Source organism: Rhodococcus sp. FH8, assembly GCF_019266085.1.
In the GTDB taxonomy this organism is placed as follows: domain Bacteria; phylum Actinomycetota; class Actinomycetes; order Mycobacteriales; family Mycobacteriaceae; genus Rhodococcus_F; species Rhodococcus_F qingshengii.
In genome coordinates, this window is record NZ_LPNQ01000080.1 from 442,074 (window position 1) to 461,516 (window position 19,443).

Annotated in this window: 18 protein-coding genes, 1 tRNA gene and 1 riboswitch; of the genes, 11 read left to right on the forward strand and 8 right to left on the reverse strand. The window is 62.4% G+C overall.

Annotation, left to right across the window (positions count from 1 at the left end; translation table 11 throughout):
- The first annotated feature begins 106 nt into the window (after positions 1-106).
- A complete protein-coding gene (locus tag ATN38_RS28725; RefSeq protein WP_007734359.1) occupies positions 107-1,453 on the forward strand; it encodes a lysine N(6)-hydroxylase/L-ornithine N(5)-oxygenase family protein in 1,347 nt (448 codons plus the stop codon).
- The gene (locus tag ATN38_RS28730) at positions 1,450-1,698 is read left to right on the forward strand and encodes an MbtH family protein (protein ID WP_003945538.1); all 249 of its coding nucleotides are present in this window, start codon (positions 1,450-1,452) and stop codon (positions 1,696-1,698) included. Before ATN38_RS28725 ends, ATN38_RS28730 begins: the two co-directional genes overlap by 4 nt.
- Before the next feature lie 83 nt (positions 1,699-1,781).
- Here the strand turns inward: ATN38_RS28730 and ATN38_RS28735 are convergent, their stop codons facing one another.
- Positions 1,782-3,209, reverse strand: a complete 1,428-nt coding sequence (locus ATN38_RS28735) for a threonine/serine exporter ThrE family protein (RefSeq protein ID WP_007734361.1) — start codon at positions 3,207-3,209, stop codon at positions 1,782-1,784.
- A 122-nt stretch (positions 3,210-3,331) separates the two neighbouring features.
- On the opposite strand from ATN38_RS28735, the gene ATN38_RS28740 reads away from it, so the two are divergent.
- Positions 3,332-3,403, forward strand: a tRNA-Thr gene (locus tag ATN38_RS28740).
- 70 nt (positions 3,404-3,473) lie between these two features.
- Here the strand turns inward: ATN38_RS28740 and ATN38_RS28745 are convergent.
- The 5 genes from ATN38_RS28745 to ATN38_RS28765 all read right to left on the reverse strand — a co-directional run bounded on the left by ATN38_RS28745 (position 3,474) and on the right by ATN38_RS28765 (position 7,644).
- Complete coding sequence (locus ATN38_RS28745) at positions 3,474-4,271, reverse strand: GAF and ANTAR domain-containing protein (protein ID WP_003945473.1); 798 nt, start codon at positions 4,269-4,271, stop codon at positions 3,474-3,476.
- Between the two features lie 478 nt (positions 4,272-4,749).
- Positions 4,750-5,565, reverse strand: a complete 816-nt coding sequence (locus tag ATN38_RS28750; protein ID WP_003945831.1) for a hypothetical protein — start codon at positions 5,563-5,565, stop codon at positions 4,750-4,752.
- Positions 5,566-5,612: 47 nt separating this feature from the next.
- A complete protein-coding gene (locus tag ATN38_RS28755; RefSeq protein WP_007734365.1) occupies positions 5,613-5,927 on the reverse strand; it encodes a multidrug efflux SMR transporter in 315 nt (104 codons plus the stop codon).
- 14 nt (positions 5,928-5,941) lie between these two features.
- Positions 5,942-6,007: riboswitch (guanidine-III (ykkC-III) riboswitch) on the reverse strand.
- A gap of 43 nt (positions 6,008-6,050) precedes the next feature.
- Positions 6,051-7,322 carry a hypothetical protein gene (locus ATN38_RS28760; protein WP_218749163.1) on the reverse strand — a complete coding sequence of 424 codons (1,272 nt, stop codon included), beginning with the start codon at positions 7,320-7,322 and terminating at the stop codon, positions 6,051-6,053.
- A complete protein-coding gene (locus ATN38_RS28765; protein ID WP_007734367.1) occupies positions 7,309-7,644 on the reverse strand; it encodes a hypothetical protein in 336 nt (111 codons plus the stop codon). Before ATN38_RS28765 ends, ATN38_RS28760 begins: the two co-directional genes overlap by 14 nt.
- 49 nt (positions 7,645-7,693) lie before the next feature.
- Between ATN38_RS28765 and ATN38_RS28770 the strand changes: the two genes are divergently transcribed.
- Complete coding sequence (locus ATN38_RS28770; protein ID WP_007734368.1) at positions 7,694-8,410, forward strand: response regulator transcription factor; 717 nt, start codon at positions 7,694-7,696, stop codon at positions 8,408-8,410.
- A complete protein-coding gene (locus ATN38_RS28775; RefSeq protein WP_003945873.1) occupies positions 8,407-9,858 on the forward strand; it encodes a cell wall metabolism sensor histidine kinase WalK in 1,452 nt (483 codons plus the stop codon). Before ATN38_RS28770 ends, ATN38_RS28775 begins: the two co-directional genes overlap by 4 nt.
- Before the next feature lie 24 nt (positions 9,859-9,882).
- On the opposite strand, the gene ATN38_RS28780 is transcribed toward ATN38_RS28775, so the two are convergent.
- Both ATN38_RS28780 and ATN38_RS28785 read right to left on the reverse strand, forming a co-directional pair.
- On the reverse strand, positions 9,883-11,154 hold the full coding sequence (locus ATN38_RS28780) for an alanine racemase (protein ID WP_231782955.1): 1,272 nt from the start codon (positions 11,152-11,154) through the stop codon (positions 9,883-9,885).
- A gap of 86 nt (positions 11,155-11,240) precedes the next feature.
- The gene (locus ATN38_RS28785) at positions 11,241-12,716 is read right to left on the reverse strand and encodes an amidohydrolase family protein (protein ID WP_064443145.1); all 1,476 of its coding nucleotides are present in this window, start codon (positions 12,714-12,716) and stop codon (positions 11,241-11,243) included.
- A 203-nt stretch (positions 12,717-12,919) separates the two neighbouring features.
- Between ATN38_RS28785 and ATN38_RS28790 the strand changes: the two genes are divergently transcribed.
- The 6 genes from ATN38_RS28790 (at position 12,920) to menC (ending at position 19,435) form a co-directional block, all read left to right on the forward strand.
- Positions 12,920-13,765: a M55 family metallopeptidase gene (locus ATN38_RS28790; RefSeq protein WP_007734371.1), complete on the forward strand. Its 846-nt coding sequence runs from the start codon at positions 12,920-12,922 to the stop codon at positions 13,763-13,765.
- Positions 13,766-13,973: 208 nt separating this feature from the next.
- Complete coding sequence (locus ATN38_RS28795; RefSeq protein ID WP_099697015.1) at positions 13,974-15,254, forward strand: MFS transporter; 1,281 nt, start codon at positions 13,974-13,976, stop codon at positions 15,252-15,254.
- 14 nt (positions 15,255-15,268) lie between these two features.
- Positions 15,269-16,126 carry a tryptophan 2,3-dioxygenase gene (locus ATN38_RS28800; RefSeq protein ID WP_003945883.1) on the forward strand — a complete coding sequence of 286 codons (858 nt, stop codon included), beginning with the start codon at positions 15,269-15,271 and terminating at the stop codon, positions 16,124-16,126.
- A gap of 161 nt (positions 16,127-16,287) precedes the next feature.
- On the forward strand, positions 16,288-17,382 hold the full coding sequence (locus ATN38_RS28805) for a M20 family metallopeptidase (RefSeq protein WP_003945833.1): 1,095 nt from the start codon (positions 16,288-16,290) through the stop codon (positions 17,380-17,382).
- Between the two features lie 68 nt (positions 17,383-17,450).
- Positions 17,451-18,323, forward strand: coding sequence for a GNAT family N-acetyltransferase (locus ATN38_RS28810; protein WP_256932197.1), 873 nt, complete (start codon positions 17,451-17,453; stop codon positions 18,321-18,323).
- Complete coding sequence (gene menC, locus ATN38_RS28815; protein ID WP_218679730.1) at positions 18,320-19,435, forward strand: o-succinylbenzoate synthase; 1,116 nt, start codon at positions 18,320-18,322, stop codon at positions 19,433-19,435. The genes ATN38_RS28810 and menC overlap by 4 nt, the downstream gene beginning before the upstream one ends.
- Positions 19,436-19,443 lie beyond the last annotated feature (8 nt).

Here is a 19,443-nt window from a genome sequence, read left to right on the forward strand (position 1 = left end):
CACAGTGTTGATACCCTCACCTCATTAAGGGTAGCCTTTGCTACTTACTTCGGGACATCGATTGGCGGCCGTACCAGGTCGTTCCGTCGGGGATGGACTACCTGTAATGAGTGAATCACCAAGAGACTCCAGCGCCGAACCTGCCATTGTCGACATCGTCGGCGTCGGGTTCGGTCCGGCCAACCTCGCGTTGGCCATTGCTGTCGAAGAACACAATGCAAATTGTGCGGCCGTTGATCGGGTGAACGCGCGGTTCTTCGAAAAGCAGTCTCAGTTCGCGTGGCATCCCGGGATGCTGCTCGACGGTGCCACCATGCAGATCGCGTTTCCGAAGGACCTGGTGACGTTCCGGAATCCACAGAGCGGATACAGCTTCTTCTCGTATCTGTTCGAGCAGGGTCGACTGGTCGACTTCGTCAACCACCAGACCTTCTTCCCCACGCGCCACGAATTCAACGACTACCTGTGCTGGGCAGCTCGACGAGTCGACGCGGACGTGCAGTTCGGTACAACCGTCGACGGGGTCGAGGGCATCAAGAACTCCGACGGCGTTGTCGATCGCTTTGCGGTTCGCACCGCCGACGGTGAAACGGTGATCGCGCGCAACATCGTTGTCGGAGCCGGACTGAAAGAGCGGATCCCGGAGTGGGCGACGCCTTCGTCCCGGTGCTTCCACAATCACCAGTTCCTCTTCCATCTCGAAGCAATGCCGGAGCCCGTACACAACCGGTTCGTCGTTCTCGGCGCCGGCCAGAGTGCCGCGGAGATCGTGGACTACCTGCACGCGAACTACCCGAACGCCGAAGTTCACAGTGTTTTTGCCCGCTACGGCTACAGCCCGGCAGACGACAGCCCGTACGCGAACCGCATCTTCGATCCCGAAGCCGTCGATCAGCTGCACGGTGCAGACGCCGCGGAACGACGCCGACTGCTCGATCTGCACCGCAGTACCAATTACTCGGTCGTCGACATCGAACTGATCAACAAGCTGTATGCCACCGAATATCAGGAGATGGTTCGTGGGCCGCGGCGACTGTTCATGCGTCGGGCCTCGGAGATCACGAGTGCCGTGGAGACCGAATCCGGCATCGAACTGGCTGTCCGTAGCAATCTCGACGGCTTGACCGACACGCTGGCGTGCGACGCACTCATTCTGGCCACGGGTTTCACCCCGGCACCTCTGGACGATTTGTTGGGTGAACTCGTGCCGGATTCGTCCGTTCCGCGTAACGTCAGTCGGGATTATCGACTGGCTGTAACGGAGGACGTGACAGGCGGTATCTATCTGCAGGGTGGGACAGAACAGACTCACGGATTGACGTCGTCGCTGCTGTCGAACGTGGCAGTGCGGGCGGGGGAGATTCTGGCGTCGGTGCTGAGCCACCAGAACCGAACTGGTGCGCTTGCTAGTCTGGGCGCACAAGACACGTACGTAACGAGTGAGGCGAGATGAGCACTAACCCTTTCGATGACGAAGACGGCCGCTTCTACGTGCTGGTGAACGACGAGGACCAGCACTCGCTGTGGCCCACGTTTTCCGAGGTCCCCGCCGGCTGGCGAGTGGTGTTCGGTGAAGACAGCCGCAAGGCGTGCCTCGAATACGTCGAGGCCAACTGGACCGACATGCGTCCGAAGAGCCTGCGTGAGGCCATGGAAGCCGATCAGGCTGCCGGTGGAAAGCACGCAGTCGAGAGCTGATTCTCTCACCGCTCGGAACCCCCGAGTGAACAGAAAAGAGCTGGGCACCGTCAGGTGCCCAGCTCTTTCTGCTTGAACGACGCCTACTTCTCGGTGACGGGAACTCGACGCCTGCGCTTGCGGACCATCGGGCGACGTAGCGAGTCCACGCGCATCAGAATCCGTGGACGACGCAGCGTGCGCGCTCCCCATTCGCCGAGCGTGACGCCCGCGGCCAGGGCGCAGCCGATGCCGAAGGCCGACAGCAAGGCAGTCAATCCGATCAGTACCTGGTCGTTGAGCAGCGCGTACAGGCCTCGGTACAGCGACAGACCGGGGAGCAGGGGAGTGATGCCTGCGACCGCGACAACCAGCGGAGGCGTCAGTGCGCGGCGAGCCATCAGGCCACCGGCAAGACCGACCACGGTTGCGGCGATTGCGGCGGCGATCACGGGACCGACGTCGAGTGTCTGCACGAAGATCGACACACCACTGCCTGCCGCACCGCCCAGGAACGCCGCGGTGAGTGCACGCCGCTCGGCGTAGCAGGCGAGCGCGTAGAACACCGACGCACACGCACCGGAGAGCATGAGGATCGGCAACTGCGTGATGGTGGAGACTTCCACATTGATCGGTGGAAGCGTCGAACCCAACATCCCGGTCATTCTCAACGAGATTGCGACGCCCGCGATGATGCCGCCCGTCATCATCACCACTTCGAAGAATCGCGCGACAGCTGTAATGGGTGCACCCATGATCGCGTCCTGGACCGAGCCCACCAACGACAGCCCGGACAGTAGAACGACCACTCCGGCCGCGATGACCAACGACGGCCGGATACTGATCCCCAGCTGGTCCTGAAATGTATAGAGCGTGGCGGCGGGCGCAGCCGCGATGAGACCACCGACAACCTGCTGGAAGAAGAACGGTAATCCGAACCGGTTCAGTACGCGGTTGACTCGATCGATGACCATCGTCGTCAGAAACGCGACTGTGGCAACGAGGAACCCGCCGCCGAGCAGGACGGAGACCGAAGCCGCCATCGCAGCCCAGGCCATGGTCGCGGTCCATCGGTTGTACGGGTGCGGCGCCGTCGTGATGGCTGTGAGCGCGTCGTGCGCTTGGTCCGGTGTGATCGCCTCACGGCGGATACGACGTGTCAGACGGTCGACGGCCGCCAGCCGCGTGAAGTCCATCGAGCGGTAGTGGACGATGCGCATCGTGCTCGCCGGCGGTCGCGTCGGGCCGCGATAGGCAGAGAGCACAATCGAGTTGTAAGTGACGTCGACGTCACACTGGGCAAGGCCGTACGTGGCGGCGATGAACTGCACCTGCTCAGCGGTGTCCATGGCCGCGGTTCCGGATGCGAGGAGGACTTCGCCCACCCGAACCGCGAGGTCCAGGACCTCTGCGACGACGGCGTCGTCTGTCAGGTCGATCGGTTGAAGCGGTGCGGGAGCCGACGTGACCGTGTCGACGGTGGCTTGCCGGTTTCCCGTCAGGCGTGTGAGTACTTCGGTGAATTTCGCCATCAGGGGGCGGAGTGGGAGTTGCGCATGGGGCCCACGCTATCTAACGTGACCCGCGCGCGGCCACCGCGACGGCTTGGATATGATGGCTCCGCAAAGTCAGTCGCGGCAACGCGTCGGTCTTCGCCTCCTTAGCTCAGTGGTAGAGCACTCGCCTTGTAAGCGAAAGGTCGTCGGTTCAATCCCGACAGGAGGCTCCGAAAGAGGAGGCACTCATCAACGTGGTGGGTGCCTCTGTATTTGCTGAGGTGCCGATAGGCGCCCGGTTCAGTTGGTCTCGGGCTTGTTCGTAGCCTGGCGCGGGTCGATCGCGCCGTCGATGTACTGCTGGGCGATCACTCGCAGTTTGACGTTGCTGCGCTGCGAGTCCTGGATGAGAATGCGGAAGGCTCGGTCGGCGTCGACGTGGTGGGTGCCCATGATGATGCCCTTGGCCTGTTCGATGACGCCTCGCGATTCGAGTGCTCGCTCGAGGTCCATTGCGTGCTTTCTGGCGATGTCGAGGCGCTGCGAGCTGTGCAGCGCGTAGGCCGAGGTCACGGCGAACAGTTGGAGCAATGCCACGTCGGCGCCGGTGAAACCTCGGAGGTCGTGGCTGTAGAGATTGAGGGTTCCGAGCGGGCGTTCCCGGCCAGGCAGTGGCATGGACAAGAAGCTGACAGCGCCGACTGCCTTTGCCGCGCTTGCGAATTGAGGCCACCGGCTGTGGGCTTCGCTGGCATGTGCGCGGACAACGGTTCCCGTGCGTGACGACGTCACACTCGGTCCGTAGTCCAGTCGGAATTGGATCGAGTCGACGGTGCGAACAAGTTGGTGGGTGGCGGCGACGGTTCGGAATGTCGTGTCCGAACCGCCGATGGTAATTCCGGCCATGTCGGCGTCGGCGATGAGATCGACGGCATGCCTGCAGACTTGTTCGAGAAATTGCTCCGCCTGGGCATGTGGATCGAGGTGCGCGTACAGCGATTGCAGGGCGTCCGAGGCGGCGTCCAGGCTGTCCTGCGACGCGGAATTTCGGCCCCCGGTGGGGCCGCGGTGTCCTCTGGCGATGCGCGGCGCCGTCATTGTCTCAACCACCCTTCCCCATCACGTCGCAGGCATGTCCGATTCGTCTCATTGTTGCACCGGACTAACTGTTGTGCACTCTGTTTCGGTGGACAAGTGTCTGATGGGGCGGACGGTTATGTGAAGTGGTCTGCGTATGCCCAATCGTGATGTTTGATTCGGCCGTTAGCGGGTAGTGCGCCGATCTTGGAATTATGTTGTCCTGCAACAGTTAACGTGGAAACTGCGACCGGGGTACAAGTTTTCTCCGCAATGGCGCGCAGGTCACGAACTTGGCCTATTGTCAGCGCCAGCGCACAATCTTGTACGCGTAACCCGTAGACAGTGAAGGGGATACGACGATGAACGGACTGATCGCGGCTCTGAACAGTGGAATGACCGTTGGCTTGGCCAACACGATCCTGACTTTCGGCGGAATCATCATCAACCTCAACATCGTGATCAACAACTGACCGCGTAATCGGCGAGTAACCGTTTGTTATGCCGATTCGATCGGAAGGTCAGGCCCTGGGCGGTCGCTCTTGCTCTTGAGCCACCGGTTGGGAAGTTTGCCGGCAAGTTCTCCGAGTGGACCGACTGCAGCGCTGAGGATTCCGACGGTTTCCTGAAGGACCTCGATGCTCGCGCTCATCCGCTCGAGGTTGGGGGCGAGGGAAGTCAAGGTGTCGGACAGTGCAACGATCTGGTCAAGCGGGCCGCCTTCGGCGATGAGCCGTTCGAAGGCGCCGTTCTCTGCCAGGAGTGTTTCGAGGATGCCGTTCTCGGCCAGTGCGCGATCGATGACACCGTCCTTGGCAGTCAGGCGTTCGACGGCACCGTCTTGCGCTGTCAGGCGTTCCAGCGGACCGTCCTCCGCCATCATTCGGTCGAGGAGACCGTCCGGCGCGAGCAAGCGTTCCAATGCGCCGTTCTCGGCGAGCACCCTATCCAGCGGTCCGCCGGGGGCAAGAAGTCTTTCGAGTGGTCCGCCGGGAGCGAGCAGTCGTTCGAGAGTGCCGTCGGGTGCAGTCAGTTTGTCGACCGGACCGCCGGGAGAGAGAAGTCGATCGAGTGGCCCACCGGGGGCCAAGGCCTGCCCGATGGGCCGATCGTCAGCGGTGAGTGATGACAACTGCTGGATCATCTGCATGGGTCCGCGGGGGCTTGCCAAGCCGGCAGCACCCGCCGTCACCGCGCCGGTATTACCGACGGCGATACGAACTGTCGTGACCGTCAGCTCGGCGATTCCCAAACTGATCTCTGCGGCTGCAATGCCCGCGCGTAGGGGAAGCGTGAGCATCTCCAGCAGTTTCATGCGTTAACTGTAACCGGTAACACACAAACACTCACCAGGATCGCCGGTCAGTGAAGGACCTTCAGACCGACGACACAGCCGACGATGCCCAGGATCAGCAGTATCTTGACGATCGACGTGGACTCCGCGCCGGTGATCATCGCATATCCCACGGTCAGGGCGGCGCCGATGCCGACCCAGATCGCGTAGGAAGTCCCGATGGGAAGGGTACGCATTGCATACGCGAGGCCGGCCATACTGACGATCAGGCCGAGGACGAAGACGATGGTGGGCGACATCTTGCTGAATCCGTCGGACTTACCGAGTGCGGTAGCCCAGACAGCTTCGAAAAGTCCGGAAATGACGAGCACGATCCATGCCATGGTGAACAACTCCCAAGGCACCGTCTTTTCGCTGGCCGGGTACGGTGCGCTCGTCCGGATGTCGTCGTTGACCACCCAACCATAGCAACAGAATTCTGCGTTCCGACCCGATCAGCTGGCGATTTAGGTCACCACCGCCGTTCGAACTCTCTTCAGATGGATGGTCGACACGGACACCACGATCGTCGCCGTCGCAGCGAGAACAGTCAGAGGAATCGGCGTGTTCACGGCGGCCGGTCCGTGTTCGACGAGCACACCGGTAGACCACCCGAATTCCCGCGAGCCCAGGTCCAAGAAGGTCGGTGAAACCGAGAACAACGTGAAAGCGACGGGCAGCATCGCCCCGCTCGAGACTGCTTCGACGGCAACAGGCATGCATGACGTGACGGCCAGTCCCAGCGCAAGCGGGAGGATGAGGACGTAGGCAACCGTGGTCGGGGCGGCATCCAGCAATCCCGAGAGTGCAGTCACGGCAAGGAGTCCCAGCCCGAGTTGCGGCATCGGTCTTCTCCAGCCGACGACGACGCCCAACGCCAGGGCAGCAGCTCCCGCGGGCATCGCCCAGGTCCAGTCGGATGGAAAGGAAATCGAGCTGACCGAAACCGCGCTGACTGCCAGTCCGACGAGTACGAAACGACCGTCGTGTGGCGGCAACCGCCAAGCCAGTGCGACGGTAACGGCAACCGCCGATACCACCGCGATCACCCATGACCCAGGTGATGTCGTCGAGCCCAACCACACATAGAGAGCCGTGAATACCAGGGGCAGAACAACTCCCAGCTTCACCAGGCGTGCGTCGATGTCGCCCGGCTCCTGATTCGGTCGTGCGAGTGCGGCGACTCCACCCACGAGAAGAGTTGCGGCGAGCAGAATCCAGACGGGAACCGTGGACGGCACGGGGTAGGAATCGCCCGGAAGTGTGAGCGACCACCTGGGGACGCGATCGCGCCATAAGTCCGCTGCGCCGAAGTACAGGGTCGTCGTGGTTACGCCGAGTCCGAGAGCGGTTTGTGCTCCGCGGTGACCCTTCGTCGGAAATGCCGCTGCCGCGAGGAAAGCGCCTGCTCCGATTGCGTTCAGAGTCACCGAAATCTGGGCGGAGACGGGGACGAATGCAGGTAGCGCGATGGCGAGGGCGCCGACTACAGCGAAGACACTCGCGAGACCGCCACGTCCCCAGCGATGCAGTAGCGCTACGCCGACGGCCGCAACCACAGCGGCAGTTGCTCCCGCCCACTGCGGCGTGATCACCACCGAGATAACGCCGGCGTCGGAGAAGGAGAAGTCGTCAACTCGGGACTCGGCCACTGCGTACGCGGCTACCACACCGCCGACCAGCGCGGACGCCACAGGACCGTAGAGCTGAGCGATTTGAACTGGGCTACGTTGCTGCATAATTCGTCGAATTTTTGCACAACCCGCCGATACGACTGATCGTCACATCGCCGTGCGGATCCATCCACACCGGTTCCCCGTCTCGAAGTCGAGGAACCAGCAGATGGCGTCCTCGACTCGGCCACTGAACGAAGTCGTAGCCGGCCAAATTTGTCTGAACTGCGTCGGCGACCCACACCGCAGCGTCCGCGAATACAGTCTCCATCGACAGTGCGTTGAAGTAGCTGAATCCGCTGATGTCACGTGTGCCTTGCCAGCCGATCGAAGCCTGGATCCTTGCCGGGATCCTGCTGTCAGCTTTCACCTGCACCCGGCCGTTCACAGGAAGCTCCCAGGGAACATACAGCGGGAATCCAGTGGCAGGGGAGAAGATGGTTCTCGTGACCGACAAGACCCCCGAAGCCCGCATCCTCGTTGTCGACGACGAACCCACCATCGTGGAGTTGCTCTCCGTGAGCCTCCGATTCCAGGGTTTCGAGGTGGCAACTGCTTCGAGCGGCGCCCAAGGCCTGGACGTCGCACGGACATTCCGTCCCGACGCGATCGTTCTCGACGTCATGATGCCCGGGATGGACGGCTTCGGTCTGCTTCGACGCCTGCGCGCCGACGGTGTGGACGCGCCCGTCCTGTTTCTGACGGCGAAGGATTCGCTCGACGACAAGATCAGCGGCCTGACCCTCGGCGCGGACGACTACGTGACCAAGCCGTTCAGCCTCGAAGAAGTCGTGACGCGGTTGCGGGTCATCCTGCGCCGCGCCGGTCGCGGTGTCGCGCCGGAGCAGTCGCCGCGGGTGAAGTTCGCCGACATCGAACTCGACGACGACACCCGCGAGGTCTGGAAGAAGGGCGAGTTGGTTGCACTCTCGCCCACCGAGTTCACACTGCTCCGATACTTCATGGTCAACGCCGGGACGGTTCTCAGCAAACCGCGGATTCTCGACCACGTCTGGAATTACGACTTCGGTGGGGAGGTCGGAGTTGTCGAGTCCTACGTTTCCTACCTGCGGCGCAAGGTGGACACGGGGGAGACACCGCTGATTCACACATTGCGTGGGGTCGGCTACGTGATGCGTGAACCGCGGCAATGATCGCCGCCGCGGAAAACGATCAGCTTCCGAAGCGGGGTCGTTTCCGTCTCCATTCACTGCCGCTGCGCTTCACCCTGGTTGCGGCCTTGCTGGTGTTGGCCGCGCTGGGTCTGTTGGCGTCGGGTGTAGCGGTCACTTCTGCTCTCGAGAATTCACTGACCCAGCGAACCGACAAAACGCTGTACGAAGCGGTCGACGGTTGGGCAAAGCCGCACAGCAGAGACCTGCAGCCGCCCAGTGACGTCGGCCCGGGCACCCGCCCACCCAGCCCCTTCTTCGTTCGGACCGTGACCCCGGACGGACGGGTGATCATCCTGAACGACAAGTCGACGACGACCGAACCCGACCTGTCGAAAGATTCCACCAACGGCCCGATCACCGTCGGATCGAGCGACGGTTCGGACGTGAACTGGCGGGTTCTCACGACGGTCCGCGACGGCACGACCACGACTATCGGTGTGCGACTGACAGATAACGAGCAGACCGTCGACGACTTGGTCGGCCTGCAACTCGGCATCGGCCTCGTTGTCCTGCTGATCCTCGGCGGCGCAGCGTATTTCGTGGTTCGTCGGAGCCTCCGTCCGCTTGTCGAGGTGGAGGAGACCGCCGCTGCCATTGCCGCCGGCGACCTTCATCGACGTGTTCCGGAGCGCGATGACCGCACCGAGGTCGGTCGACTGTCCGTGGCGCTCAACGGAATGCTCGCGCAGATTCAACACGCATTTGCCGCGACCGAGGCTTCGGAGGAATCGGCCCGGCGTTCCGAGGAGAAGATGCGTAGGTTTGTCGGCGACGCGAGCCATGAGTTGCGCACACCCTTGACGACTATTCGTGGGTTCGCCGAGTTGTATCGCCAAGGCGCCATGACTGATACGGAAACGCTGATGAACCGGATCGAGGGCGAGGCGTCGAGGATGGGACTTCTGGTCGAAGATCTGCTCATGCTGGCAAGACTCGACGAACAGCGTCCACTCGAGAACAAGCCTGTGGATCTGCTTGCAGTTGCGGCGGATTCGGTACAGGCGGCACGAGCGATCGCACCGGATCGAACTGTCGAACTTCAGATGACCGGCGGCCCAGGCCTGCCCGAAGTGCATGGTGACGAGGCCAGGCTGCGTCAGGTAGTCGCCAATCTGGTGGGCAACGCGATCAAACACACGCCGCCGGATGCGCAGGTCACCGTTCGTGTCGGTACGACCGAGAACTCCGCGGTGGTCGAGGTTTCGGATACCGGTCAGGGTTTGAGTGACGAGGATGCCGCGCGGATCTTCGAGCGTTTCTACCGCGCCGACACCTCTCGCACCCGTGAGACCGGGGGCGCCGGTCTCGGCCTGTCCATCGTTTCGGCTTTGGTTGCAGCGCACGACGGAACCGTCAGCGTCGAGACCTCCCTCGGGCAGGGGACGACGTTCCGCGTCGAATTGCCGCGTGACCCGAAGGACGACTGACGCCGGATTACCGCAACCGGCCCCTCAGAAGTAGGTGTGCACCGTACCGACGACGCGGTAATCCGAATCGACCTCGGGAATCAGTGACCACTTGTCGAATGTGGTGCAGGGATGCGAGATTCCGCAACCGAGCAGATCGCCGACCTTCACGTCGAAGGCAGCCGGAACGTCGACGTACGCGTGCTGGTCGTTGAGTGCGGTGATCGTCAGCTCTCGTGCTGATCGGTTGGATCCGTCGCGTCGGCGCCACAGGACTATGGGAAAGCCTGCGTCGGAACCGACATCGCGGCGGCCGAAGCCCAGGATCACCCGTCCGGGTTCAGGTATGGAGAGCACTACACCCCAGACCTCTGCGGCTCCCTGCAGAGTTCGCGGACCGTCAGCCCACGGCGAAGTTTCGGCATAGAGACCGTGATCATGGGTGATATAGCAACCGCTGCGCAGCACGATGCGTACACCGTTGTCGAGTGCCCACCGTCCGGCCAGTTCGCGCACAACGAGATCGTGAAACGCACTGCCGCCGAAAGTGACCAGTGGCTGGGGAGCCTTCGCGGAGTTGTTCTCGAACAGGTTCTCGGCCACACAGATTTCCGTGAAAACCCGCGCGGATTTGAGATACGAATCGACGGAGATACGGCGGGCTGCTACCGAGGCTCCGGGCATCATGCCCTCGAACCCCTCGACTCCGGTGAGTATCAACGAAGGTGCCTGCGATGCTGCGCGTGCGACGTCGAGTGCTTGCTCGACAGTGCGAGCGCCCGCGCGTCCGCTGTCGTAGCCGAGTTCGACGAGAACCCGGATACGGCTGGCCGGTGAGACTTTTGCGATCAACTGTTCCATCAGGCGGACGCTCTCGACCGAGTCCACGAGGGTGGTGACGAAGAAATCGGGGTCGGTGGCCTGGGCGTCGCAGATCCACCGAATACCGGCGGGATCGAGAACCTGGCTGGCGATGATGATGGTGTCCACACCGAACTCACGCAGAATGCGTGCCTGCGCAACGGTTGCCGCCGTCATCGCCCAAGCCCCGGCGTCGAGCTGCCGTCGAACCAGTTCGGGGCTCATCGTGGTCTTCGCGTGAGGCGCCAGATCCACATCGTGGTCGGAGCAGAACTGCGCCATGAGGTCGACATTGTGCGCGATCGCTGCACGGTTGAGTGTCATCACGGGTAGCAGGAGGTTGCCGTCGAGTGCCGAGATCCCCAGCGGCTCGAGGTCGGAACCGTCGCGACCTTCGAGGTCGGTGCCGAAGGCCTTGTGCTGCCAACCGATCGGGGGGTTCGCGAAATCCGTCATGGCATCGATTGTGCCGTTGATTGCAGACGATGTGTTCATGTGTGGTGACTTTCTGTCAGAACTATGCAGGTCAGAATGAGATCCGGCTACGAGCGGCGTACCGGGCGACCAGGCAACGCGTCCTGGACCACGACACCGTCTTCGACGACGGGTACTCCGCCGACCAGCACGCGGCTGATACCGGTGGAGGGGCGGGTGCCGTCGATGTACGTGGCGTTGTCGGTGATTCGCTCGGGGTCGAAAACGAGGATGTCCGCGTCGCTACCGGGGCTGATCCGGCCTTTCGTCGCCATCGAGGGAACCGACTCCTCCAGAATCTGCGCAGGGATCAACGAGCAGCGCGCGATGATCTCCGACAGCGACAGCAGCCGACGCTCGCGGTACAGCGTACGAATCGCACGTGCATAGGTGCCGGCGCCGCGGGGGTGGCCGAGCGCCTTCTTCGGCAGTGGCCACTGCAATGCGTCGGCAGGCGAACGGCCGGGCCAGGTCAGTGGCATCGCGTCGCTCGCGATGGCGGCGCGATCGAAAGTCATCGCCCGTTCGAGGAATTCGCGCTGCACGGTGTCGTTCTCGTCGAGGAACTCCACCAGCACCAACCCACCGGGGTCGGTGGCCCGAAGATGTTCCAGCTGCTTGCGGTCCGCGATACGTTCACCGGTGGGTACGAATGTCAGCGACCGTGGTGTCAGATTCATCAGGTGCAGCTTGTCGGGATCGAGAAACGCAGCTCCGACGGCCGTCGACCCGGAACCGTACGGATACGCCTCCGTCGTGACGCGCGATCCGGCTGCCTGAACCTGTGCCACCACCGACAGCGCGTGGTCGACGTGCATTCCCGAGGTGCTGTTGACGTGGCAGTAGTGCATGTGTGCGCCGGTTTCGGCTGCTGCACGGGCGATTTCGACGGCACCATCCACCGGGCTCGACGGATCGGCCGAGATGAGCGGGCGCGCATGGGTATAGGTGGGAACGCCGGCTCGGGCCGCGAGATCCGCCACCTGTAGGTACTCCACCGGATCGGATTTCGGCGCGTACCCGACCACCACGCCGATGCCGAGAGCGCCTGCGGCCAGATCGTTTTCGAGGAGTTCGAGAATGTGGGCGCGCTGGGAGGCGGTGGGCTCGCCCTGCCAGCTCGGGGAACCGAGATGGTGCAGGAGCGTTCTGATGTCGCCGTCGGGATCGGCCCCTGAGAGTTCGATCATTCGGGCGTGCGCCCACGACGTCGCGTAGCCGTAGTTGATCGGGCGGCCCTCGGCGCCGGCCCGGGCATATGCCTTTGCAACAGGAATGACGCCGGCTTCCAGTTCGAGGGCCGTCGTGACTCCGTCCAATGCCTGAAGTCGCTGCTCGGCGATTTCCTGTCCGTGGCTGTGCAGGTCGATGAATCCGGGGCAGATGACCTGACCGGTCACGTCGATCGTCTGCCGGGCTTCGATCGCGTCGCGACCCCACGCCGAGACCTTGCCGTCGGTGATCGCGATGCCCCGAACCTCGTCGGTCCCCGATGCGGGATCGACGACACGGCCGCCGGTGAACACGATGTCGTGGACCTGCATCAGCGCTGCACTCCTGTCGTTGGTCGAACCGCCTGGCCCGGCGAATGTCCCGATGGTTTCACGGCTCGGGTATCGGATTCTGGTGTGAACGTCCCAAATGGAGGCCGACTCACCGTTCGAGCGGACAAGAAACGGATGCGCTCGAGTGTGAAGGTGAAAGCGAAGTTATCAATTCAGCCGATTGAGATCGATGGAGGACAGGAATGCACGTCTATATTTCGGTGGACATGGAGGGTATCGCGGGTATCGCGACGCTCGATCAGACGATCCGCGGCGGTGGCGGCTACCACCGTGCGCAGATGCTCATGACCGCCGAGACCAATGCCGCGATCGCCGGTGCGTTCGACGCCGGTGCGACGAGCGTCCTGGTCAACGACAGCCACGGAACGATGGACAATCTGCTTCACGCCGACCTGGATCCACGGGCGCGTCTGATCTTCGGAACACCGAAGATGCAGTGCATGGCGGAGGGACTGACGTCCGATCACGACGTCGCTCTGTTTGTCGGCTATCACGCACCAGCCGGTGGGCCCGGCGTCCTGGCGCACACGTTCTCGAGCTTGTTCGCCGACGTCCGCCTCGACGGCAAGTCCGTCTCGGAGACCGACGTCAACACCCTCTACGCTGCCACCCAGGGCGTTCCCGTCGGCCTGGTGACGGGTGACGACATCATCTGCGGCTTGGTCGACGCGGCCTCGCCGACAACCGAGACCGTCGAGGTCAAGAAGGCACATGGATGGTCGGCAACCAATTCGCTGCCGCCGTCGCTGGCGTGCGAGCAGATCCGAGCAGGAGCCGAGCGCGCAGTGCGTAAGGCCGACACACTGAAGCCGGTCGAGCTGCGTGACGAATGGACCCTCGAGATCGTTCACCCCACCACCACGGGAGCTGAACTCGCCGAGGCTGTTCCCGGCTCGCGACGGATTTCGGATCGTACGATTTCGCACACACTCGGCAGCGTCGACGACATTCTCGGTCTGATCACTGTCAATGCCCGGCTTGCAGCCGCAGGCGTCTCGACGATCGTGGCAGTCGCCAATCGCACGTGATGAAGTAGCGACTCCATCGCGAAATGCCGCCGACGCCGTGTGCGCCGGCGGCATTTGTCATCTCCTGGGGCAGAACATGTTCCGACCGACCAAACGTTGCTTCGGCTATTGGTGAAACGGACCAATGCGGTAGACGTGTTCGCTGTCACACTTCATCAGTCTTTTCAATGTTCCAGTCCATGCGACACAAGACAATTCGGGAGGCTTGATGAAGGCGGAACGCGTCACAGTGGAAGCACCGTCGCGGGTGAGCGACGGTTCGGTTCGAAAAATGATGGACAACAAGTCGATTCGTCGCACGACCACCGTTACGGTGGGGCTGCTCAGTACCATCTGGTTGATCGACATGGTGGATCGCGTCATGATCGGGCTTGCGCTTCCGATGATCGGCGACGAATTCTCGCTCAGCAGTACGCAGTTGGGTGGCGTGGTCTCGGTATTCGCGATCTTCTACATGCTCGGGCAGGTCCCCGGCGGAATGTTGGCCGACCGCTTCGGACCCAGGCCCCTGTTGATCGTTGCTTTGATCCTGTGGTCGGTGTTCACAGCGTTGACAGGGTTCGCGTGGGGTCTCGTCTCGCTGATGGTAATGCGTGCGATGTTCGGCATCAGCCAGGGGCTCTTTCCAGCGGCGTCGTTCAAGGCTTTGGCTGAGCGGACGCGTCCGAAAACCAGAGCGACCGCGATGGGTTTCATGCTCGGCGCCAACAACCTCGGCCCCGGCATCGCACCGCTGATCATCGCGCCGGTCCTCATGGCCGTGGGGTGGCGTGACGCGTTCTGGCTGGTGGCGATCGTCGGCGCAGTGATCGGCACGGTGGTGTGGTTGGTGCTGCCCGCACCGCTGGACACCGAAATCTCGGAAGATCCCGAGGCAGCCTTGCAACCTCTGGCGAGCGAGCACTCTCGCGCCGCCGTGTTCAAGTCCGCGTCGGTGTGGAAGTTCGCGATTCTGTTCTGCCTGGCCAACATGTCCGCGTACGGGCTGATGACCTGGGTGCCGAGTTATCTGCTCAACGACAAGGGACTCTCGCTGATCGACACGGGAATCTTTGCCGCAATCCCCTTCATCGTCACGGCGCTGGCCACGATTGTGGGCGGGCGGTTGGTGGACAAGTACTTCCACGACCGGGCCAGGATCCTTCTGGTTCCGTGTATGGCCACGTCGGCAGTCCTTTTGTTCCTGATGACCACCGCTGACACCGTCGCGATGTTCACGTTCTACGAGACGTTGGCTCTAGGCATCAGCGGTCTGTGTTCGATGTCGATCTTCGCGATGCCGTTGCGGGCACTTCCGGCCGAATTCCTCGGTTCCGGAATGGGTTTGATCAACGGTTGTGGTCAGTTCGCCGGTTTCATCACCCCGCTCGTGATGGGATGGATGGTGGACCAGTTCTCGTACATGGCTGCATTCGGAGTCCTGGTCGGAGCGACGAGCGCTGCCGCATTGGTGGCCATGATCGTTCCTCAGACCCCGGCGAAATTCTGACAAGGAGACCGAAGATGTCGGCAACGGACGGCACACGAAAGATCGAAGACGACGTCGTCACCGATTTTTCCGGGAAGATGAGTTACGGGGCCTACCTCGGACTCGACACCCTCCTGGATTCGCAGCACCCGGTGAGCGAGCCGGAACACCACGACGAACTCTTGTTCATCATTCAGCACCAGACCAGCGAGTTGTGGCTCAAGCTGTTTCTCCACGAGATTCGGGCGGCCAGAGCAGCGATCGCTGCCGACGACATTCGGGTTGCGTTCAAGCGGATCGCACGTGTCAAACATATTCAGGCCACCTTGACCGAGCAGTGGTCGGTGTTGGCGACACTGACGCCGGCGGAGTATGCGGAGTTCAGGGGCGTTCTCGGCAACTCGTCGGGGTTCCAGTCGTACCAGTACCGCGCCGTGGAATTCGTGCTCGGAAACAAGAACGCGGGCATGCTGAAGGTGTTCGAATCGGATCCGTCCGCCCATCGATTGTTGGAGACCCTGCTCGGGGAGCCGACACTGTACGACGAGTTCTGGCGGTACCTGTCCAGGCAGGGGTACGACGTTCCGGCGTCGGCTCTCGAACGAGACGTCAGCGCGCCCTACGTGCGAAACGACGAACTGATTCCGCTGGTCAAAGCAATCTACGAGAACGTCGAACAGCACTGGACGGCGTACGAGGCGTTCGAGGAGTTGGTCGACCTCGAGGAGAGCTTTCAGCTGTGGCGGTTCCGGCACCTTCGGACCGTGCTGCGGGTGATCGGCATGAAGAAGGGGACCGGCGGTTCGAGTGGTGGTGCCGGCTTCCTGCAACGTGCGCTGGAGTTGAGCTTCTTTCCCGAGCTGTTTGCCGCCCGAACAGAGATCGGTACCTGACACACCTGCTTGATGACACCCAGCTGCTTGATGACACCCAGCTGTTCGTGACACACGACGAATCCGAGCCCGAAGGACAGGAGTCTTGGACAAGATCCGACAGGGTCGCTTCGACCAAGCTTGACTGCGAAGTTGCAAGTCGGTGACAGGAGAGCGTCGGAGTGGACAAGAAATCAATGGTGGCAGACCTGGCGGCGTTGGTAACCGCCGAGTCGCCCAGTTCCGATCTCGGCGCAGTCGATGCATGTGCGGACGTGGTGGCCGAAATCGGCGAACGCCACCTCGGAAGCACCCCCGAACGTATCCGCATCGACGGGCGCCAGCACTTGCGTTGGTCGTTCGGCGCGGAGCCGAAGGTGATGCTCCTGGGCCATTTCGACACCGTCTGGCCGCTCGGAACGCTCGCGGAGTTGCCCTGGTCTGTCACCGACAACATCGCCACCGGACCCGGAGTCTTCGACATGAAGGCCGGCATCGTCCAGCTCTTCCACGCGCTCGCATCGCTTCCGTCGCTCGACGGGGTGGTCGTGCTCCTCAATTCCGACGAGGAAATCGGCTCCCCGACCTCGCGCGCACTGATCGAGGAGCAAGCACGTCAGGTCGACGCGGTGCTGGTCCTCGAAGCCGCAGCCGACGGCGCAGTGAAGACCGCGCGCAAGGGTATGTCGCTGTACTGCGTCGACATCGAGGGACGCGCTGCACACGCCGGACTGGAACCGGAACGAGGTGTGAACGCTGTAGTGGAGCTCGCACACCAGATTCAGGCCGTGGTGGAGCTCGCGGACCCGGCGGCGGGAACGTCGGTGGTGCCGTCCGTGATCAGTGGCGGCACGACCACCAATACTGTTGCAGCGCAAGCGCAACTGTGGTGTGACGTTCGCATGTGGTCGGCGAAGGAACAGGAACGCATCGACCGTTCGATCCGTGCACTGACACCGGCGCTGGCCGAAAGTCGAATTTCGGTGTCCGGAGGCCCCAACCGTGGACCACTGGAATCAGTGTCTTCGGAGAAGCTGTACTTTCTCGCTCACCAGGTCAGCAGTGAGAGCGGTTTGGGGATGCTGCGCGACTGCGCCGTCGGCGGTGCATCGGACGGAAATTTCACTGCCGCAGTAGGAACTCCCACGTTGGACGGCCTCGGTGCCGTCGGCGGTGGCGCCCACGCAGCGACAGAACACGTAGAGATAGATCAGATGATCCCGCGCGCCACTTTGTTGGCCGGTCTGGTGACTCGAATCCTGGAGGGAGGACTGTGACTATGACGTCGCCGAACAATGTCCAACGCAAGACCGTTCAACCATTCGGAGGTGTATCGCCTTCACGGATGCGGCAAGCAATCAGCCAGGCCGAGCAGGCCGCCCTGCTTGCATGTGTGACTATCGAAACCGTCACCGGGCATGCCGAGTTGGAACAGGTATTCGGTCTGTTCGAGAAGGTATGGCAGCCGGAGAGCGGTAACCCTCCCGTCCATCGGGACATGATGAAAGCACTCGCACACTCCGGTAACTACGTCGCCGGCGCGTTTCGTGGCGGGGATCTGATCGGCGGCTCGGTTGCATTCTTCGAGGAACCGCAACACCGTTCGTTGCATTCGCACATCACGGGGATCCTCCCGAACGTGCAGAACGGGCACATCGGCCTCGCGTTGAAACTGTTCCAGCGTGCGTGGGCACTGGAACGGGGAATTCTCCACGTGCGGTGGACTTTCGACCCGCTCGTCGCACGCAATGCCTACTTCAACGTCTCGAAACTCGGTGCGTTCCCGATCCAGTATCTGCCGCGTTTCTACGCGCCGATGAACGACAGTCTCAACGGCGGCGCAGACAGCGACCGATTGCTGATCGACTGGGAAATCGGTAGCAGCAAGGTTGCCGACGTCGTCGCCGGTTCGGGAGAAGTCCCGACTCCCGAGTCCTTGGGGGCGAGCGAACTGCTGTCCGTCTCCGAAGCCGGCCTGCCCGTGTTGAAGTCGACCAAGAATCGATTCGTCACGGTGGCTACACCGAATGACGTGTACACACTGCGTAAGTCGGACCCGGCGGCGGCGAACGACTGGCGCCTGGCAGTCCGCGAGGCTCTCGGTGGTGTGCTCGCCGAGAACGGAGTGGTTCTCGCAGTTACCAGAACCGGAAAGTACGTGCTGGACCGTGCGCCGGGAACACAGGCAGGCAGGACAACAGCGGAGGTTACATCGTGAAGATCGACGGAGTTGAATTACGCCGGGCGGCAATGCCGTTGAAAGCGCCGTTCCGTACCTCGTTCGGCACCGAGACCACCAAGGACGTGTTGTTCGTCAAGGTGGTCACCTCGGAGTCGGTGGGCTGGGGCGAGTGCGTGGCGATGTCCGAGCCTCGCTACTGCTCCGAATACACGGACGGCGCCGCCGAAGTCCTTCGTAAGTTCCTGATTCCGTCTCTGGGTGAACTCACCGATCCCGACGTGCACGCACTGAGCGCGACGATGGAACAGTTCGCCGGGCACCCCATGGCCAAAGCGGCACTGGAAACCGCATTTCTCGACGCCGAGTTACGGGCTGCCGGGACGAGCATGTCTTCGTACCTGGGTGCAGTAGTCGATCGCGTACCCGCGGGTGTTTCGGTGGGTATCAAGAATTCGATCGATGAGCTGCTAGAGGAGGTAGGCGGGTTCCTCGACGCCGGATACCTGCGCATCAAACTGAAGATCGAACCGGGCTGGGACATCGAGCCGGTTCGCGCAGTCCGCGAGAGGTTCGGCGACGACGTACTCCTCCAGGTCGACGCGAACACCGCGTACACCCTGGCTGACGCCCGTCATCTCCAGCGACTCGACGACTTCGACCTCCTGCTGATCGAGCAGCCGCTTCCCGAAGAGGAACTGCGTGGCCACGCCAGGCTGGCCGAGATGATGCGGACGCCGGTCTGCCTCGACGAGTCGATCACCTCCGCGAAGGTCACCGCCGACGCGCTGGCAATCGGTGCGTGCAGCGTGGTGAACATCAAACCGGGACGTGTGGGCGGTTATCTGGAATCGCGTCGTATCCACGATGTCTGCAAGGCCAACGGAATTGCCGTGTGGTGCGGCGGAATGCTCGAGACCGGAATCGGCAGGGCCGCCAACGTCGCGCTTGCCGCGCTCCCCGGATTTGCCCTACCAGGCGATACATCGGCTTCCGACCGGTACTTCGCCGAAGACATCACCGAGCCGTTCGTACTCGACAACGGTTACGTGAAGGTTCCGGAAGGACCGGGTATCGGCGTCGAACCGATCCCCGACCTGCTCGAAGCAATTACCACGTCGGTCGAATGGATCGGCATGGATCGGCTTTGACGAATCAC

Excerpts from the sequence above, each read along its gene's own strand:
- ATN38_RS28725 (WP_007734359.1), top strand. The coding sequence starts at position 107 with ATGAGTGAATCACCAAGAGACTCCAGCGCCGAACCTGCCATTGTCGAC.
- ATN38_RS28730 (WP_003945538.1), top strand. The coding sequence starts at position 1,450 with ATGAGCACTAACCCTTTCGATGACGAAGACGGCCGCTTCTACGTGCTG.
- ATN38_RS28735 (WP_007734361.1), bottom strand. The coding sequence starts at position 3,209 with ATGGCGAAATTCACCGAAGTACTCACACGCCTGACGGGAAACCGGCAA.
- ATN38_RS28745 (WP_003945473.1), bottom strand. The coding sequence starts at position 4,271 with ATGACGGCGCCGCGCATCGCCAGAGGACACCGCGGCCCCACCGGGGGC.
- ATN38_RS28750 (WP_003945831.1), bottom strand. The coding sequence starts at position 5,565 with ATGAAACTGCTGGAGATGCTCACGCTTCCCCTACGCGCGGGCATTGCA.
- ATN38_RS28755 (WP_007734365.1), bottom strand. The coding sequence starts at position 5,927 with ATGGCATGGATCGTGCTCGTCATTTCCGGACTTTTCGAAGCTGTCTGG.
- ATN38_RS28760 (WP_218749163.1), bottom strand. The coding sequence starts at position 7,322 with ATGCAGCAACGTAGCCCAGTTCAAATCGCTCAGCTCTACGGTCCTGTG.
- ATN38_RS28770 (WP_007734368.1), top strand. The coding sequence starts at position 7,694 with ATGGTTCTCGTGACCGACAAGACCCCCGAAGCCCGCATCCTCGTTGTC.
- ATN38_RS28775 (WP_003945873.1), top strand. The coding sequence starts at position 8,407 with ATGATCGCCGCCGCGGAAAACGATCAGCTTCCGAAGCGGGGTCGTTTC.
- ATN38_RS28780 (WP_231782955.1), bottom strand. The coding sequence starts at position 11,154 with ATGACGGATTTCGCGAACCCCCCGATCGGTTGGCAGCACAAGGCCTTC.
- ATN38_RS28785 (WP_064443145.1), bottom strand. The coding sequence starts at position 12,716 with ATGCAGGTCCACGACATCGTGTTCACCGGCGGCCGTGTCGTCGATCCC.
- ATN38_RS28790 (WP_007734371.1), top strand. The coding sequence starts at position 12,920 with ATGCACGTCTATATTTCGGTGGACATGGAGGGTATCGCGGGTATCGCG.
- ATN38_RS28795 (WP_099697015.1), top strand. The coding sequence starts at position 13,974 with ATGAAGGCGGAACGCGTCACAGTGGAAGCACCGTCGCGGGTGAGCGAC.
- ATN38_RS28800 (WP_003945883.1), top strand. The coding sequence starts at position 15,269 with ATGTCGGCAACGGACGGCACACGAAAGATCGAAGACGACGTCGTCACC.
- ATN38_RS28810 (WP_256932197.1), top strand. The coding sequence starts at position 17,451 with ATGCGGCAAGCAATCAGCCAGGCCGAGCAGGCCGCCCTGCTTGCATGT.